Raw genomic sequence first — 17,219 nt, 5'->3', positions numbered from 1 at the left:
GTCCGGTCAGTAGCCGCCCTGGGCGGCCGCGAGGTCGGACCGCGCCATCACGTGTTCCATCAGGCTGGTCAGCACCTGCTTGGTCGACTCGCGCTCGCGGGCGTCGCACAGCAGCAGCGGGACGTCCATGCCGACGTCGAGCGCCTGCCGGACCTCCTCCGTGCCGTAGCGGTACGCGCCGTCGAAGCAGTTCACGCCGACGACGAACGGCAGGTTGCGGCGCTCGAAGAAGTCCACCGCCGCGAAGCAGCTGTCGAGCCGTCGCGTGTCGGCCAGTACGACGGCGCCGAGCGCGCCTTCGGCCAGCTCGTCCCACATGAACCAGAACCGGTCCTGACCGGGCGTGCCGAACAGGTAGAGGATCAGGTCGGGGTTGATCGTGATGCGGCCGAAGTCGAGCGCGACCGTCGTGGTCGTCTTCTGCTCGACGCCCGACAGGTCGTCGACGCCTTCGGAGGCGGTGGTGATGACCTCCTCGGTCCGCAGCGGCGGCACTTCGCTCACCGAGCCGACCATCGTGGTCTTGCCGACCCCGAACCCGCCGGCGATGAGTACCTTGACCGCGGTCGCGGTCAGGTTCCGCCGGGGGTCAGAGTTTCCGGATGCCATCAAGAACCGCCTGCAATACGTGTCGGTTGGGAGTTTCCTGGACCGGTGCCGCGGTACGGAACAGCACCAGGTTCTGCTCGATGAGGTCGCTGAGCATCACCTTCACCACGGGCAGCGGCAGATCGACCCTGGCGGCCACCTCGGCCACCGAGACCGGCCGCTGGCACAGGGCGATGATGCGCGCGTACTCCGGTTCGAGCATGCCTGCCTCGTGCGCGGTGCGCAGCGCCACCACGAGCGTGATGAGGTCGAGCCCGAGCGTGTCCGACCGGGTGCGGCCGCCCGTGACCGCGTACGACCGGACCAGCGGGCCGGCCTCCTCGTCGAACCAGGCTTCGTGCCGTGCGCTCATGGTGCAGTGGGCTGCGCGCCGGCGGTCCGCGGGGCCGAGGTGAGGACCTGCCCGACCCGCTTCACCATCAGGTTCATCTCGTACGCGACCAGCCCCATGTCCGCGTCTTCACGGGCCAGCAGGGCGAGGCAGGCGCCTCGCCCGGCCGCCGTCACGAACAGGAACGCGTGGTCCATCTCGACCATCGTCTGACGGACGTTGCCGCCGCCGAAGTGCCGCCCGGTGCCGCGGGCCAGGCTCTGGAAGGCCGAAGCCACCGCGGACAGGTGTTCGGCGTCCTCCTCGGAAAGGTTGCCCGACCGCCCGATGAGCAGGCCGTCCGAGGACAGCACCACCGCCCGGTCCGCCCCGGCGACCCGCTTGACGAGGTCGTCCAGCAGCCAGTCGAGCTCGTGGGCGCCTGAGTTGACCATTACTCGCGCTCTCCGTACCTGTCGTCGTTCTCGGGAAACTCTTCGTCACGGGCCCGCCGGGTGCCCTGCTGGAAGGCGGACAGCCTGCTGCGGGCGGCCTCCGGCGAGTCCAGCCGGACCTCTTCGCGTTCCTGTGCGGGCTTATCTTCCCGCAACTGCGGCACGAGGTTCTGCTGGCGTCGCCGTTGCGGCAGCGGCGGCCGTCCGGGTGCCTCCGGGCGGCGCGGCTGCTGCGGCCGGCTCTCCGGCGTCGCCGCGGCGCGCGGCTCCTGCGGCGGCCACACCGGCTGCTGCGCGGCCGGGCGGGCCGGGCGCGAAGTCCGGACGGGCGGCGCGGGCGGCCGCACCGCGGCCACCGGCTGGGCCTGGGTCGGCTGGCTCACCGGCTCCGACACGGACCCGACCGGGACCGGCGTCGGCGCGGACGACGGCTGCGACCGCTCCGGGGCCGGCGGCGGGACGGTGACCGGCGGGGCAGGCATCGGCGGCACCGGCGTCGGCGGCTGGGTCACGGCCGCGGGAGCCGTCGGAGGCGCCGTCGGGACGGCGGTCGGCGGCTCGGTGCGGTGCCGCGCCGGGCGGCGCACCGGCCGCTTGAGCGGGGCGACCTCGTCGTTGGCCGTGGTCTCCGGCTCGACCGGGTTGGGGACGAGCTCCGGCTTCGGCGGGGTGATCGGCTGCTCCGGCTCGGACTCCGAGAGCGGGGCGAGCAGGTCGGTGCGCACCAGCACGATGGCCCGGGTGCCGCCGTAGGCCGACTCCCGCAGGTGCACCTGGATGCCGTGGCGGGCGGCCAGCCGCGCGACCACGAACAGGCCGAGGCGGGGCTCGTCCGACAGCGCCATGATCCCGAAGTCCGGCGGGTCGGCCAGCATCGCGTTGATCTCTTCGGTCTGGTCCGGCTCGAGCCCGAGGCCCTGGTCCTCGACCTCGATCACGACGCCCTTGCCGACCACGTTGCCGCGGATCTCGACCCGCGACTGCGGCGGCGAGAACGACGTCGCGTTGTCGATCAGCTCGGCGAGCAGGTGCACGAGGTCGCCGACGACCGGGCCGCGGATGGCGATCTGCGGCAGCACGGCCGTCTTGACCCGCGCGAAGTCCTCGGTCTCGGCGGACGCGCCGCGGACCAGCTCGGCCAGCCCGACCGGGTTGCGCCACTGGCGGCCCGGCTGGCCGCCACCGAGGATGATCAGGTTTTCGGCGTTGCGGCGGGCGCGGGTGGAGAGGTGGTCGAGCTGGAACAGCGTGTCCAGCTGGTCCGGGTCCTCCTGCTTGCGCTCGGCCTGGTCGAGCACCTTGAGCTGGCGGTGCACGATGACCTGGCTGCGGTGGGCGATGTTGAGGAACACCGTCTTGGTGCCCTCCTTGGTCTTCGCCTCGTCGATGGCGGCCGCGATCGCGGTCTGCTGCGCCTTGTTGAAGGCGTCGGCGACCTGGCCGATCTCGTCGGTGCCGTGGTCGAGGAAGTGCCCGCCCTCTTCGAGGTCGACGGGCTCGCCCGCCTGGACCCGGGCGACCAGCTCGGGCAGCCGGACCTCGGCCGCGTCGAGGGTGTCCTCGCGCAGCCGGTGCAGCCGGCCGATGAGCCGGTTCGACAGCCGGACGGCGACGAAGACCACGAAGACGGCGAACAGGACCGCGATCACGCCGGCGATCAGCGACTCGGTGAACGTCGAGTCCGCGTCGTTGATCGCGGCCTGGCTGGCGTTCGAGCTCTGCAGGATGAAGATGCCCATCAGCGCGTCGCCGACCTGGCGGGCCGCGGCCCGCCACTGGTCCTGCGGCACCGGCAGCTTGGACAGGTCACCGCGCAGGAACGCGGTTTCGACCTGGGTCACGGCCTGCCACGGCTGGCTGGCCAGCAGCTGGTCGTACTTCGCCTTGACGTCCGGGATCATCTTCGGCGCCGAGGCGTCGAGCTGGGCGTGGTAGGCACCGACCTGGCCGACGTAGGAGCGGAAGTCCTCGTTCGACAGCCCGCCCGCGGCCAGCCCGGCGGCGGCGAGCGCGTCACTGCGCTGCATCGCGTCGGCCGCGGTGAACAGCGGAATGGCGGTCAGCCGGTCGAAGGCGTTCTGGGCGCCGCGGGCGTTCTGCGCGAGCCCGGCCACGCCGTCGGTGAACTGGTCGAACAGCTTGTTGTAGAAGGCGAACGCCTGGCCGATCTGCATCTGGCCGCTGTCGACCGCCTGGCGGGTCTGCGGCAGCTGCTGGTAGAGCCCGAAGAACGTGACGATGTTCTTCTGGACGCTCGGCGGGGTGTTGTCGTAGTCGGCGAAGTTGTCCTTGAGGTTCTCGATCTCCTTCGCGGCGGTCGCGTCCGTCTTCGGGCGGACGGCCGCGAGCACGGCCCGCTGGTTGCTCTGCCCGGCCAGCAGGCTCAGGGTCGCCTGGCGCTCTTGCTGCAGCGCGGCGAAGAAGGGGATCGCGGGGGCTTCCGAATTCCGGATCCGGTTGGTGTAATCACGAGCGGTGACCGCGTCGTAGATGAGGTAGCCCGCGAGGGCCACCCCGACCAGCAGCAGGGCCACACTGGGGATGAGCGCGATCGTGAGCACGCGCTTCCGAATCGAGGATCCCCGGTTGCGTCGAAGAGAAATCTGCTTCACCTGGGTCCGTTTTCCTTCCGGCAGTACATGGTTTTCGGGTCGCCCGAGGCGGTCAACACCCGGATTCCGACCAGCCGGATCAACATCACCGTGGTCTGCTTCGCCCGCGACGACGTTAGGCAGCCCTCCAGGGCGCGTCAAGTCCGTGGCGAGAACGTGATCTTGCGACCGTGATCCCTCCACAGTCGCTGCCTGCGCTTCGAAAGTCCACCACCGCAAGTCGTGAGCTTCGTCGCAGGAGGACTCCGGTTCCACGCAGGTGTGTGAGCACTGGAAGCGCTCCCGGGACCGCCGTGCGTCCGGCCGGCGCCCTCTACGTACGACAGCGGCGAATCGTTCGGTGACAAACATCACGGGGGTTCGCGCGCACCCCCGCGCCCCGCCTTCGTCCGGAGTAGACACCCCGGAGAAAGCGGAATGCGCAGGATCGCCGTTCCCGGCCGCGGATTCACCGGAGACCGCGCGCGAATTCCCGGCATTCCGCATTCGCGGCCGGACGATCACCCTGCGGCAGCCCCGGTACCGGTTCCGGAGCCGGAACCGGGTCCGGTCAGCCCGGGAACTCGTCGGCCAAGGTGTTCCAGAAGAGGAGTTCGTAGCTCTGGAACAGCCGCGCGCAGCGGTGCGCTTCCCGTTCGTCGAGCCGGTGGGCGTCGAGGCCGGCCTGGATCGCGGCGAGCGCTTGTTCTTCTATTTCCGGGACGTCCGCAGCAAAGAAGTCGAAGAATGCGCACTGCTCGCCGGTGAACCCGTAGTGCTCGCGCATGCCGGCGGCGACGTCACGGCAGTACCGGCCGAAGGCGGCGAAGTTGGCGAAGATCCCCGCCGCGGTGGCCGACGACTCGCCGTTCAGCGCGAGCCAGGCGACGTACGCCGGGTACACCTGGCAGCCCGCGCGCGGGCGCTCCTTGCCGTGGTCCGGACCAGTCGCGGCGAGCAAGGCGTCCAGCATCCTGTTCGCCTGCTGCTCACCCGGGGCGAGACCGCCGAAGAAGGTGCGCGCGTTCGGCTCGTCGGCCCGGGCCGCCAGCTCGTGGAAGCTCCGCCAGTCGCTGAGGGTGATCAGCTTCTCCTCCGCGGCGAGCGCGGCGAACACCGCGCGGGGCGCCCGGCCCGCGGTGATCAGCGGCACCAGCCGGTTGTCGCCGTCGTGCGGCGCGAGTTCGGCCTGGATCTCTTCGAGCAGCTTGCGTGCGGAGTGCGCCATCGCCTACCCCCAGGTGTCCGTGGCCCCTCCATTGAAGCGCGGTTCCGCCGCGAACGCCCGTGTACACAGTGGACAGTGGTGGGTACCTGACCGCTTTGTCCGTTTCGACGGTGCCGCCTGACGTGGCCGCGATTCTCTATCCACCTGCGCCGGGAGCCCCTACAGTGTGGCCATCCGGAGCACCGAGGAGGCCAGCGTTGACCACCCCGTCCGTCGCCGAGCAGACCGAAGGCCTGACCATCCCGCGGCTGCTGCACCGCAACGCGGTCGAGTACCCGGACCTGCCGGCGATCACCTCGCTCGACATCGAAGGACAGCCGACGCTGACGTGGGCCGAGTTCCGCACCGCGATCGCCGAGGTCTCCCGCGGGCTGGCCGGGCTCGGCCTCGCCGCGGGCGACCGGATGCTGATCATGGCGCCGGGCTGCCCGGACCACATCGTCGCCGACCTCGCCGCGACGCACCTGTCCGCCATCCCCTGCACCGCCTACGCCACCCTCAGCCCGGACCAGATCCGGTACGTCGCCCGGCACAGCGCGGCGCCGGTCGTGGTGCTCGGCGGGGAGACCGAGCTGGCGCGCTGGCGGCCGGTGCTGGACGACCTCCCGGCGCTGCGGCACGTCGTCGTGATGGACGAGACCGCGATCCCGGACGGCGACGACCGGTTCGTCTCCCTCGCCGCGGTGCGGGAGCGCGGCCGGGAAGCGCTTGCCGCCGACCCGGACGCCTTCGAGCGGTCGTGGACGGAGATCAAGCCGGACGACCCGCTGTCGATGATCTACACCTCGGGCACCACCGGTGACCCGAAGGGTGTGGTGCTCTCGCACCGCAACGCGATCCACCAGGCGTACGCGGTCACCGAGCTGCACCACCCGCCGATGCACGCGACGAACATCGCGTACCTGCCGCTCGCGCACATCGCCGAGCGGGAGCTGTCGATCTACCTGCCGATCGTCTGGGCGGGGCACGTGCACACCCTGGCCGACCCGTCGGGGGTCGTCGGCGCGCTCGGCAAGGTGCACCCGCAGAGCTTCTTCGGCGTCCCGCGCGTGTGGGAGAAGATGGTCGCCGGGCTCAAGAACATGCTCGGTGGCGTGCCGGAGGACCGGCGCACCGCCCTGCTGCAGGCGAACGAGCTGCTGCAGCAGGGTTACAAGCTGCGCAGCGCCGGGCAGCCGGTGCCCGCGGAGCTGGCCGAGAAGATCCGGCAGACCGACGAGGCCGCGCTGGCGCCGGTGCGCGCGCTGCTCGGGCTCGACAAGGTGCTCGTCGCCTCCAGCGGCGCGGCCGCGCTGCCGGTGGAGATCATCTACTTCCTGGCCGGGCTCGGCATCGAGATCTGCGAGGTCTGGGGCCTGTCCGAGACGACCGGCGCGGCGACGTCCAACTCCGGCTCGGACTTCCGCGCGGGCAGCGTCGGCAAACCGCTCGACGGCGTCGAGGTGAAGGTCGCCGAGGACGGCGAGCTGCTGGTGCGCGGGCCGATCGTGTTCCTCGGCTACCTCCAGGAGGACGGCACGATCGCCGACGCCACCGACGCCGACGGCTGGTACGCCACCGGCGACATCGGCACGATCGACGAAGACGGCTTCGTGACGATCACCGACCGCAAGAAGGAACTGATCATCACCTCGAGCGGCAAGAACATCGCGCCGACCCGGATCGAGGGCCTGCTCAAGGAGCACCCGCTGATCGGCCAGGCGGTGGCCATCGGCGACGACCGCCCGTACGTGACGGCCCTGATCGTCCTCGACGACGAGATCGCCCCCGGCTGGGCCGCGGCGAACGGCGTGGAGGCCTCACCGGACGAGCTGGCTTCGCACCCGGCGGTGCGGGCCGAGCTGGAGCGCGCGGTCGAGTCGGCCAACAGCAGGCTCGCGCGGATCGAGCAGATCAAGCGCTACCACGTGTTGCCGAAGACGTGGACGCCCGAGTCCGGCGAGCTGACCCCGACGCTCAAGCTGAAGCGCCGGGTGATCAACGACCGGTATTCGGCGGACATCGAGGCGTTGTACGCCGCGGTCCGCGACCCGGAGCCGGCCGCGGGCGCTTAGGTCTGCATCGTGCGTGGTGAGGCGGGTCGAGAACCCGCCTCACCACGCACGACCGGGTCTGGTCAGGCCGTCCGGGGCGAGGTCGTCTCCGTCCACTTCCGCAGCCGTGGCGGGACGCGCTTCTCCAGGCCGTAGTTCTCCAAGTGCGCGGAAAACACCTCGTCGAACGCCTTCTGCACCGTCTCCGTGTCCCACACCGGGCGCTCGAGGATCGGCTGCTTCAGGAACGGCTGGCCCATGACGTGCAGCTGCGGGCCGTTGCACCGGATCATCTGGCCGGTGATGCCGTGCGAACCCCCGCCGAGCAGGAACAGCACCACCGGGGCGATCCGCGCCGGGGTGCGGTCCGGTGGGCAGGCGCGCAGCGAGCGCTCGGACTTCCACACCATCCGGGTGTGCGCGAGCGGGCAGACGGCGTTGACCCGGATCCCGACGTCCTCGAGGTCCAGCGCCCAGGAGTACGTCAGGGACGCCACCGCGCCCTTGCTCGCCGCGTACACGCCGAGCTTGCGCTGCCCGAGCGAGGCACCCGAAGAGATGTTGACGATCGAGCCGCCGGTGCCCGCGTCGACCATCGCCTTGATCGCGGCCAGTCCGGTGTTGACCACGCCGAGGACGTTGACCGCGACCAGCTCGCGCGCCTGCTCGGCGTCGTCCTCCCAGGGCAGTGCCTCGTAGTTCAGCCCCGCGTTGTTGACCAGCCCGTCGATCCCGCCGAACTCCTTCACGCAGAGGTCGACGATCTCCTGCGCCTCGCCCGCCTCGGCCACGCTGTGCCCGCTCGCCACGGCGCGGCCGCCGTGCGCGCGGATGTTCTCCGCCGTGCGCTCCGCCAGCTCGGCGTCGACGTCGTTGACCACCACCGCCCCGCCCTCGCGCGCGACGTGCACCGCGAACGCCTCGCCCAGGCCGCGGCCGGCGCCGGTGACCACGACCGCCTTGCCCTGCAACAACCCGTCCATCGCTCTCCCCGATCTGCAGCGCCGGCGGCGCGCGGTCCGTCCACCCCGGCCGGCTCACTGTCCAGTCTTGGCCCATTCGGTCCAACGCGGCATCGGCGCGACGACGAGCGGCCGCCGCCCTGCGCCGAGCGAGTCCGGTTCGATCAGTCGGGACGTACCCGCGGGCCGGTCACGAGGGGGTGACCGGCGGCCGTTCCGGGGACATCGCGGCGTAACCGGCGGCATACTGTGGGTGCTTTCCGGTGGTAGACCGGTGACTCACCCGGATGGAGTCATCACCGGAGAGGCACAATGCGGACGGTCCGCATTCACTCGATCGGAGGACGGTGGTGACGAGGTGACGACGCGCGCGACACCCCGGCTCCGTGCCGTGCTGGCCGATCGCGAGTTCCGCGCGCTGTGGTTCGCCGAGACGCAGTCGATGCTGGGCGACCAGCTGACCATCGTCGCGCTGGCCATCCTCACCTTCGAGCGGACCGGATCGCCGCTGCTGTCGGCCGTCGTCTACGCGCTGACGTTCCTGCCCGCGCTGGCCGGCGGGCTCGGGCTGGCCCAGCTCGCCGACCGGTTCCCCCGGCGCGCGGTGCTGGTCACGAGCTCGTTCGCGCAGGCCGTGCTGATCGGGCTGATGGCGCTGCCGGGGATGCCGCTGGGCTGGCTGTTCGCGCTGTTCGTCCTGGCCCGGCTGGCGAACGCGCCGGGCAACGCGGCGCAGAACGCGCTCGGCCGCGAGGTCTTCGCCGACGACGACGTCTACCTGCAGAGCCAGGACCTGCGGGGGATCACGAACAACACCGCGATGCTGGCCGGGCTGGCCGCGGGCGGGCTGCTGGTGACCACCATCGGGTCGTCGTGGGCGCTGACGATCGACGCGCTGACGTTCCTGGTGGCCGCGGTCGCCGTGCGGTTGCTGGTGCTGCGCCGTCCCGCCGCGGGCAACGGCGGCGCCCCGTGGTTCGGCGCCGTCCGGCAGGTTTTCGGCGACGAACGGCTGCGGGTGCTGCTCTACCTGTCCTGGCTCGTCGGGCTGGCGGTGATCCCGGAGGGCCTCGCCGCGCCGCTCGCCGCACAGCTGGGGGCGGGCGAGGTGGCCGTCGGCTGGCTGCTGGCCGCCGATCCGCTGGGTTTCGTGGCCGGGACGTTCCTGCTGTCGCGGTTCGTCACCACCGAGCACCGCCGCAAGCTGCTCGGCGTGCTGGCCGCGCTGCCGCTGGCCGCGCTGGCGGCGTTCGCGCTGCGGCCGAACCTGGTGTTCGCGTTGATCCTGCTCGCGCTGGCCGGCGCGACGGGCGCGTACGTCATCACGGTGTCGGCCACGTTCATCACGTGGGTCCCGAACGACATCCGGGGCAGCGCGGGCGGCCTCTACCGGACCGGCCTGCGGGTCGCGCAGGGCGTCGGCGTGGGCCTGGGCGGGCTGGCCGCGCAGGCGCTGGGGTCCGCGCACGCGACCATCGCACTCGCCGGCGCGGTGGGCCTGCTGCTGGCCGTGCCGGTGGCGTTCGCCTGGCGCCGGGTCGGCGGGACGGACCCGCAACCCTGGCCGTCATGAGCGCCGGGTCCCACCTCCGGGTACGGCCAAGATCATGAATGGCATTCGCGGACGGCACGGGCGACAATTCGAGGGTGGTTCAGAAGTCGCGGTTGCTCATGGGGGCCACCTCCATGCGGGGAGAGTCTCGCAGAACCTTTTGCGCCGCGTTCCCGGCAGTTACTCCGGGGCCTTGGCCGAGCCGTTGCTGTGGGATGGTACCCGGCCACGGAATGCGTGAACACTCTGCCAGGTACCGATGAGATTACTCAAGGGCGAGACTAGGCTGGAAAGGAGGTGACCAATTGCATCCAGGACCGGACGGGACCCCGGTCGCACCGGGCGAACCGGGCGGCCCGGCTCCCGGGCACGCCGAAAGCGCTGCCACGTCGGGCGTAACCGCAGGTACGCCCGCGACCACGACCGGTGGTCCCCGGGTCCGGCACGCGTACTGGCCTGGCAACTGGGCGCTCTGGCGCCGCCGTCCGGTGCAGGTCGCGTTCATGCTGACGGCCGAAGCCGTCGCGGTCGCGATTCTCGCCGTCTCGTTCGCGCGCTCGCCGATTCCGTCCGGAAACGACTGGATCAATTTCGCGCTCCTGGCCGCGGGTGCCACCGTCCACATTCAACTGACCCAGCGCCAGGAAGAGCGGCGGCGCAACCGGACCAAAACGGTGCTGATCGACCTCACCGCCGTGTGGACGTTTTCCGCGGCGATGATACTGCCGGTTCCGCTCATCCTTTCCGTCATCGCCGTGATCCGGTTGCAGCACTGGTTCATCGCCCGGCGGCCTGCCCACAACTTCATTTTTTCGTCCATCACGCACGGCCTCGCCGCCGCGCTCGCGCACCTCACCTACACGGGGCTCGGGCCGCACCTGCTCGGCCGGCCGGGCTGGGGCGACTTCCTCCGCGAGTTCGGCACCATCGTCGTCACCGGGGCCATCTACGAAGCGATCCAGATCGCGTACGTGGGCGGGGTCCTGCTGCTGGGATCCCCTGCCGGGCGCACGGTTCGCAACGTGCTGGGCAGCCCCGCCGACAACCTGCTCGAGGCCATCACCATCGGCCTCGGCGCGGTGACCGCGATCCTGCTCGCGGCCGTCCCGCCGATGGTGGCGGTGATGGCCGTGGTCACGGTCGTCTTCAATCGCCTCGCCGAACTCGACCAGCTCCAGAACGACGTCCGGACGGACCCGAAAACGGGCATTCTCAACATGCGCGGCTGGTCGGAGGCGGCGGAACGGGCACTCGAACGGACCGCCCGATCGGGTGATCAACTGGCGTTGCTCATGGTCGATCTGGACCACTTCAAGTGGATTAACGACACCTATGGTCATCCGGCGGGCGACGACGTGCTGCGCACCGTTGCGCAAACGCTGGACGAAGTGACCAGGCCGAGCGACTTGGTCGGCCGTTTCGGCGGTGAGGAATTCCTCGTTCTGCTGCCGGACATCGACGAAGAGGCGACCTGGGACGCGGCGGAGCGCATCCGCATCGCGATCGCGAAGCTGCACATGGTGACGACGGACAAGCGCGGCGACCCGGCGACGATCGCCGACCGCACGACGTCGATCGGCGTGGCCCGCCACCCCCGCCACGGCGACACCCTCGAGCGCCTCCTGCAGTCCGCCGACGCGGCGGTCTACCTGGCGAAGGAGAGCGGCCGTGACCAGGTCTGCTTCGCCCCGGACCCGATCACGCCCCCAGCCGGACCGTGAGTTCGAGCTTGACGAGCACCTCGGCGCAGGTCCCGGCGGCGGCGGGCTCCAGCCGCATCCGCTCACCCCGGTAGCCGGCGGATTCGAGCCGCAGGACACGTGCACCGGGTGCGAGCCGGGGGTGGCACCAGTGCCGGACGGTCCCGGTGCCGCCGGGGTCCTTGGCGAGCACGAGGTACTCGTGGCCGAGATCGTCGGCGATCCGGCCGAGGCCGTTCCACCAGAGGGCGCGAAGGGTGAGGCCGTCACCGTCGCGGAGGAGCTCGGCGGGTGGATCGGCGTGCACGTCGACCTGGAAGCCGAGGTCGCTGACGCGGACCGAACGCACGCGGAGGAAGGCGCTGCCGGCACCCGGTCCGGGCCGCGAGCCTGCGGGAGCGCCGGCCTCCGCCGGCAAGCCGAACCGGCCATTGCCGCCGGTCACCGGGCCACCGGGCCGCGGGGGCAAGCCGGGCCGGCCGTCCTCCGGCCGGGGCAGCAGCACCTCACGCCCGCCCGTCCCGGCCTCGACCTCCGGCAGCACCGCGGCCACCGCCAGCTCTGCCGCCAGCCGGCCGTCCTCCTCGTCCGGGAGTTCGCGCACCCCGCGCAGCTCCCCCGCCAGGATCCGGTGCCCCCGCACCTCCGCCCACGCCAGCGCCGCCATGCGCAGGCCGGGCTCGGTGTCCAGCCGGTCGCGCAGCGGCCGCCGGGGACGCACCCGGCCGAAGCGTGCGGCCCGCACCAGCCGGGCGGCCGCCGGATCGCCCGTGCCGAAGAACCCCGTCATCGCCCGGTCGAGTGCCCGCAGCTGGGCGGCCAGCACCACCCGGGTGACCGGCCCGGGGTGGACCCCGGCCAGCTCCGGTGGCGCGCACTCGCGCAGCGCCCCCGCGAGAACGCGCAGGTCCGGCGTGCGCGGGGTGCGCAGCCGGGCGCCGGGGGCGAGCCGGCGCAGTGCGTGCACGGTGTTCTCCGCGGGCACGGCGAGCTCGGTCGAGCGCACTGCTGCCTCCTGGTCGCCGCGCCCCCTTCCGCCAGTCTCGCCGGGGCACCTGCGCCGCGGAAGGGAAGAACGGGCAGCCGTCCGGGCAGCCCTCCGGTTATCCCCATGTCGGCCTGACGGCAGGGCTGGCACCCTTGAACTCATGCCGGCCCTGACCGATCCGCCACGCACCCGCCGACCCTGGTCGACGTCGGGGTGGCTGCTGCTGGTCCTGCTGGTGGTCTTCGCGTTCGGGCTGATCGCCTCGCGGCCGCCGTCGCCGCCGGACCAGGGTCCGCCGACCGGGGACGTGCTGGCCGCGCAGAACGCCATCGAGGCGCTGGTCCACCCCGGCCCGCACCCCGACGCGCTCGCCCGGCTGCCGAAGGACTTCACCGCGCTCAGCGGCGTCACCCCCGGCGCGCTGCCGGCCCGCGACGGCACCGTCCGCGCCGTGCACGTCGACGGCGGCTGCTCGACGCCGTGGGGTGACGACAACACGAAGTGGGACTACGCCGTGCCGTGCAAGGCCCACGACCTCGGCTACGACCTGCTCCGGTACGCCGACCGCAAGGGCCACCCGCTCGGCCCCGAGGTCCGCGAGGCGCTGGACGACCGGCTGTCCTCCGACATGCACCACACCTGCGACCTCAACCCGATGAACTCGGCGCTGTCCTGCCGGGCCGTCGCCTCCTTCTACTCGGCCGGGCTGGTCGTCAACTCGTGGCACCAGCGTTGGGGCCCGCCGGTCGGCGACCCGATCGGCCCGATGGTGGCCGGCGTCCTGGTCATCGGCTGCCTGCTGGTCTTCCGGCTGCGCGGCTGGCTGCGGGCCCGCCGCGAGCCGCGGGCGCCGGTGCCGGCCGCCGATCCCGCGGCCGTCAGCCGGTGGGCGCTGCTCGGGGCAGGCGGGGTCGTCCTGCTGCTGCTCGGCGAATCGGTGACGGCCCTCGCGCACTGGGCGGGCGCGCCCGAGCCCGCGCTGTGGCCGCTGACCTGGCTGGCCCAGCTCGCCCCGCTGATCTACTTCGCCGGTGGGCACGCCAACGCGGCAGGCTGGCGTGCCGAGCAGGAGACCGGCGGCGGCTACCGCCACTTCCTCGCCGAACGCGCGAGCCCGCTGCTGCGGCCCGCGCTGATCTTCGCCGTCGTCGCGCTGCTGACCCCGCTCGCGCTGGAGCTGCTCGGCAGCCCGGCGGGGACGACGGCGACGGTGATGCGAATCGCGCTGCACCCGCTCTGGCTGCTCGGCGTCTACCTGCTCACCATCGTCGGCACGCCGCCGCTGCTGGCCCTGCACCGCCGGGCGCCGGTGAGCGCGGCCGTCGGCCTGCTCGCCGTGGTCGGGGCCGGCGAGCTGGCCGCGAGCTGGTCCGGTTCGCCCTTGCCGCGCTACGCGGCGACGTTCGCCATCGCCCTGCTCGCCCAGCAGCTCGCCTTCGCGCACGCCGACGGCGTCCGCCCGTCCCGGCGGCTGCTCGCCGCGGCCGCCGCGGCCGGGCTCGCGGGCCTCGCCGGGGTGAGCGTCCTGCGGGACGGGCCACCCGTCCTGCTCGGCAGCCCGGGCGCGCCCGGCGCGTTCTCCGCCCCGCCGTGGGGCGTGCTGCTGCTCGGCCTGGTCCAGCTGGGCGTGCTCGGGCTGCTGGCCCGGCCGCTCGCCCGGCTCGGCGACCGGCCGGGCGTCACCCGCGCCTGCCGGTTCGTGCTGCGCGCGCCGATGAGCCTCTACCTGGCGTTCCTCGCCGCGATGCTGCTGCTGGTCGCCGTCGTCTACCTGCCCGGCCGGATCGCCGACGGGCTCAGCTGGCTGGTCCGCCCGCGCACGCTGGTCGCGGTCGGGCTGCTGGCCGTGCCCGCGACGCTGGTCTTCTGGTGGTTCGAACGGCACACCCACGGTGTCCGGCAGCCGCGGGCCGCCGACGACCCCGGCCGCCGGACGACGGTGCTCACCCGGGCCGCGGCCGGCCTCGGGATCGGCTACGCGACGCTGGGCGTGTTCGGCTTCGCGCTGACCCGCTTCGGCGGGGTCGCCGCCGACGCCGACCTGCTCGGCCTGCGGCTCGACCCGATCCAGAGCCTGGTGCACCTGCTGCTCGGGGTCTTCCTGCTGCACACGATCCGGATCGGGGCAGGCGCGGCCACCGGCACGTGGCTGGCCACGGCGCTCGCCTGCGCGCCGTCGCTGCTGTTCGCCGCCGACGGCAGCACGCCCGGCTTCCTCGGCGTCACGCTCCACGCCGTCACCGCCGCGTTTGCCCTGCTGGCCGCCGCGGGTACCTTGCTCCCGGTCCGGCGGACGGCGAACTTGCCGTCCTGACCAGGCGAAACCGTCGGACCTGCGGGAAAATGGGTGGTGCATGACACATCGGCAGGGGGATGTGTAACGCTACGGCAACCCGGGGCAGGCACCATGCGTCCCAACCAGTAGCACCACCCGATCGATGGAGTGAGGAGTCGCCCGCGTGGACCACCCGCCTCGGAACGGGCAAGGCGGCCGCCGCCCCGCCCGGCCCTGGCAGGACGAGCCAGGCCGGGACGACGCCCGGCGCGACAGCCCGCCGCGCCGCCCCGCACCCCGCCGCGAGCCGGTCGACGCCCGCCGCGCGGCCCCGCCGGCGGCCCGCCGTCCGCAGCCGCGCCCGGCCCCGCGGGCCCGCCGCAACTCCTTCCGCGGCGCGAAGATCGCGCTGACCGTCGTCTCGCTGCTGGTGATGGGCCTGACCGGGTACGCGTGGGCGGCCATGCAGGGCCTGGTCAACGGGCTGAACTACACGAACGTGCTCAGCGACGGCGGCGGTGGCGAGAAGCCGGCCGACGGCGCCCGCGACATCCTCCTGGTCGGCCTCGACAGCCGGACCGACGCCCAGGGCAACCCGCTGCCGCGCGAGGTGCTCGACGAGCTGCGCGCCGGCGACGCCGACGGCGAGCTCAACACCGACTCGCTGATCTTCGTGCACATCCCGAACGACGGCAGCAAGGCCGTCGCGATGTCCCTGCCGCGCGACTCCTACGTGGACATCCCCGGCTACGGCAAGCACAAGATCAACTCGGCGTACGCCCGCGCGATGCTGCAGGCGCGCAAGGACCTGCAGAAGCAGGGCGTCACCGACCCGAAGGAGCTCGACGTCAAGGCCAACCAGGCCGGGGCGAAGGAGCTCATCGAGACCATCGAGAAGCTCACCGGGTCGACCATCGACAACTACGCCGCGGTCAACCTGCTCGGCTTCAGCGAGATCACCAAGGCCATCGGCGGCGTCGACGTCTGCCTGAACAACAACGTCAAGGACCAGTACTCCGGCGCGAACTTCACCAAGGGCCAGCACACGATCTCCGGGGTCGAGGCCCTCGAGTTCGTCCGGCAGCGCCACGGCCTGCCCAACGGCGACCTCGACCGCGTCGTGCGCCAGCAGGTGTTCATGGCCGGCATGGCCCGCAAGGTGCTCTCGGCGGGCACGCTGACCAACCCGGCCAAGCTCAACGACCTGATCGAGGCGATCAAGAAGTCGGTCGTGCTCAACCAGAACTGGGACATCTTCGGGTTCGCCCAGCAGATGAAGGGCCTGACCGGCGGCCAGCTCGAGTTCCGCACCATCCCGGTGAAGAACGTCGAGTACCGCACGCCCGAGGACGGCGTCGCCATCCAGGTCGACCCCGCCGAGGTGAAGCAGTTCGTGCAGGGGCTCGCCGGGCCGCAGCCGGGTGAGTCGGCCCCGCCCGCCCAGCAGGCCGACCCGGCCAACAAGGCGACCACGGTCGACGTCCGCAACGCCTCCGGCCGCACCGGCCTCGCCGCGGGCGTCGCCAAGACGCTCGAAGGCAAGGGCTTCACCCCGGGCGAGACGTCCAACGCGACCGCGCGTAAGACCACGGTGATCTGGGTGCCGAAGGGCGGCAAGGACAAGGGCCAGGCCGTCGCCGAGGCGCTTGGCGGCTCGCCGACGATCCAGGAGGACAAGAGCGTGGCCGCGGGCCACGTGACGGTCTTCCTCGGCGCGGACTACCAGGGCACGGCCTCCGACGCGAGCTCGGGCGCCGGTGCGGGGGCCGCGAGCGCGACGTCGCAGGCAGCGGCGCCGCCGCCGGCCGCGAGCGACGAGAAGCCGATCACCGCCGAGGGCGTTCCCTGCGTGAACTGACCCGGTGAGCGAGCCGCCGTTCACCCGTTCGGCCTAACTCGCGCAATCGGTATCAAAGACATGCGCGAAATCGCGTAAGGGCCGGGCTCCGGCGCACTTACATACACGTGAGGGTGCACCTGCACGGGAATCATCACGCCCATGCAGGTGCCGTGGGAGCGCACGGCAGGGGACATTGATGTGCTGATCGACGCTGAGGAGTACCAGCGGATCCTCGGAGACGAGCTCCGCAAGCTCCGGCGCAGCCGAGGGTGGACGCGCAAGGAGCTGAACCAGCACTTGCAGAGCGAGATCTCGCTGCAGACGCTGGCCACCTACGAGCTGGGCACCAGACAGTGCTCCGTCGTGCGCCTGGTCGAGCTGTGCGTCGCGATGGACGAACTGCCCCAGGACCTGCTGGCCAAGGTGCACCGGCGGGTGTTCCTCGACGAGCCCGGGCGGGTCCGCGTCGACCTGCGCAAGGTCGTCGCCGACGCCCCGGCCGACCTGCTGCCGCTGCGCCGGTGGGCCGAGGACCGGCTGCGGCAGGCCGGCGAGCAGGGTGGCGGCGAGATCGCCCTCGACCTGCCCGCGCTCGAGCGCATGGCCGAGCTGTGCAGCCTGCCGACCGTGGAGCTGATCGCCCGTCTCCGCCGCTACACCTCCCGCTGATCCCCCG

General features: G+C 72.2%; 13 protein-coding genes. 6 read left to right on the top strand and 7 right to left on the bottom strand.

The genetic code is table 11. The features are described 5' to 3' along the window. Window positions 1-6: 6 nt before the first annotated feature. The 5 genes from HUT10_RS36160 to HUT10_RS36140 all read right to left on the bottom strand — a co-directional run bounded on the left by HUT10_RS36160 (window position 7) and on the right by HUT10_RS36140 (window position 5,193). A complete protein-coding gene (locus HUT10_RS36160) occupies window positions 7-609 on the bottom strand; it encodes an ATP/GTP-binding protein (protein ID WP_004561734.1) in 603 nt (200 codons plus the stop codon). Continuing rightward, window positions 590-961 (bottom strand): DUF742 domain-containing protein, encoded by a 372-nt coding sequence (locus HUT10_RS36155; protein WP_176175286.1) that lies wholly within the window; start codon window positions 959-961, stop codon window positions 590-592. The genes HUT10_RS36160 and HUT10_RS36155 overlap by 20 nt, the downstream gene beginning before the upstream one ends. Beyond that, window positions 958-1,374, bottom strand: a complete 417-nt coding sequence (locus HUT10_RS36150) for a roadblock/LC7 domain-containing protein (protein ID WP_043776694.1) — start codon at window positions 1,372-1,374, stop codon at window positions 958-960. The genes HUT10_RS36155 and HUT10_RS36150 overlap by 4 nt, the downstream gene beginning before the upstream one ends. Next, window positions 1,374-3,935: an ATP-binding protein gene (locus HUT10_RS36145; protein ID WP_176175285.1), complete on the bottom strand. Its 2,562-nt coding sequence runs from the start codon at window positions 3,933-3,935 to the stop codon at window positions 1,374-1,376. Before HUT10_RS36145 ends, HUT10_RS36150 begins: the two co-directional genes overlap by 1 nt. A 601-nt stretch (window positions 3,936-4,536) precedes the next feature. Continuing rightward, a complete protein-coding gene (locus tag HUT10_RS36140) occupies window positions 4,537-5,193 on the bottom strand; it encodes a transcriptional regulator (protein WP_176175284.1) in 657 nt (218 codons plus the stop codon). A 197-nt stretch (window positions 5,194-5,390) separates the two neighbouring features. Here HUT10_RS36140 and HUT10_RS36135 point away from each other — a divergent pair, with 197 nt between their 5' ends. Beyond that, window positions 5,391-7,247, top strand: a complete 1,857-nt coding sequence (locus HUT10_RS36135; RefSeq protein ID WP_176175283.1) for a long-chain fatty acid--CoA ligase — start codon at window positions 5,391-5,393, stop codon at window positions 7,245-7,247. Between the two features lie 62 nt (window positions 7,248-7,309). Here the strand turns inward: HUT10_RS36135 and HUT10_RS36130 are convergent, their stop codons facing one another. Then, window positions 7,310-8,209 (bottom strand): SDR family NAD(P)-dependent oxidoreductase, encoded by a 900-nt coding sequence (locus tag HUT10_RS36130; RefSeq protein ID WP_176175282.1) that lies wholly within the window; start codon window positions 8,207-8,209, stop codon window positions 7,310-7,312. Between the two features lie 337 nt (window positions 8,210-8,546). Here HUT10_RS36130 and HUT10_RS36125 point away from each other — a divergent pair, with 337 nt between their 5' ends. Together HUT10_RS36125 and HUT10_RS36120 are read left to right on the top strand one after the other, a co-directional pair. Then, window positions 8,547-9,761, top strand: coding sequence for an MFS transporter (locus tag HUT10_RS36125; protein ID WP_176175281.1), 1,215 nt, complete (start codon window positions 8,547-8,549; stop codon window positions 9,759-9,761). Between the two features lie 284 nt (window positions 9,762-10,045). After that, window positions 10,046-11,461, top strand: a complete 1,416-nt coding sequence (locus HUT10_RS36120; protein WP_176175280.1) for a diguanylate cyclase — start codon at window positions 10,046-10,048, stop codon at window positions 11,459-11,461. Here the strand turns inward: HUT10_RS36120 and HUT10_RS36115 are convergent. Then, window positions 11,439-12,446 carry a hypothetical protein gene (locus HUT10_RS36115; RefSeq protein ID WP_176175279.1) on the bottom strand — a complete coding sequence of 336 codons (1,008 nt, stop codon included), beginning with the start codon at window positions 12,444-12,446 and terminating at the stop codon, window positions 11,439-11,441. The genes HUT10_RS36120 and HUT10_RS36115 overlap by 23 nt on opposite strands. A gap of 142 nt (window positions 12,447-12,588) precedes the next feature. On the opposite strand from HUT10_RS36115, the gene HUT10_RS36110 reads away from it, so the two are divergent. The 3 genes from HUT10_RS36110 to HUT10_RS36100 all read left to right on the top strand — a co-directional run bounded on the left by HUT10_RS36110 (window position 12,589) and on the right by HUT10_RS36100 (window position 17,212). Next, window positions 12,589-14,742, top strand: coding sequence for a phospholipase A2 (locus HUT10_RS36110; protein ID WP_176175278.1), 2,154 nt, complete (start codon window positions 12,589-12,591; stop codon window positions 14,740-14,742). A 145-nt stretch (window positions 14,743-14,887) separates the two neighbouring features. Beyond that, window positions 14,888-16,561 carry an LCP family protein gene (locus HUT10_RS36105; protein WP_217709669.1) on the top strand — a complete coding sequence of 558 codons (1,674 nt, stop codon included), beginning with the start codon at window positions 14,888-14,890 and terminating at the stop codon, window positions 16,559-16,561. A 180-nt stretch (window positions 16,562-16,741) separates the two neighbouring features. After that, on the top strand, window positions 16,742-17,212 hold the full coding sequence (locus tag HUT10_RS36100; protein WP_176178197.1) for a helix-turn-helix domain-containing protein: 471 nt from the start codon (window positions 16,742-16,744) through the stop codon (window positions 17,210-17,212). The last annotated feature ends 7 nt before the right edge of the window (window positions 17,213-17,219 follow it).

This window comes from Amycolatopsis sp. Hca4 (assembly GCF_013364075.1).
Taxonomy (GTDB): domain Bacteria; phylum Actinomycetota; class Actinomycetes; order Mycobacteriales; family Pseudonocardiaceae; genus Amycolatopsis.
The sequence above is the reverse complement of the archived record's forward strand: the minus strand, read 5'-3'. Positions and strand labels throughout refer to the sequence as shown.

Bases quoted from the DNA above. Each gene is read 5' to 3' on its own strand.
- HUT10_RS36160 (WP_004561734.1), bottom strand. From the start codon at position 609: ATGGCATCCGGAAACTCTGACCCCCGGCGGAACCTGACCGCGACCGCG.
- HUT10_RS36155 (WP_176175286.1), bottom strand. From the start codon at position 961: ATGAGCGCACGGCACGAAGCCTGGTTCGACGAGGAGGCCGGCCCGCTG.
- HUT10_RS36150 (WP_043776694.1), bottom strand. From the start codon at position 1,374: ATGGTCAACTCAGGCGCCCACGAGCTCGACTGGCTGCTGGACGACCTC.
- HUT10_RS36140 (WP_176175284.1), bottom strand. From the start codon at position 5,193: ATGGCGCACTCCGCACGCAAGCTGCTCGAAGAGATCCAGGCCGAACTC.
- HUT10_RS36130 (WP_176175282.1), bottom strand. From the start codon at position 8,209: ATGGACGGGTTGTTGCAGGGCAAGGCGGTCGTGGTCACCGGCGCCGGC.
- HUT10_RS36110 (WP_176175278.1), top strand. From the start codon at position 12,589: ATGCCGGCCCTGACCGATCCGCCACGCACCCGCCGACCCTGGTCGACG.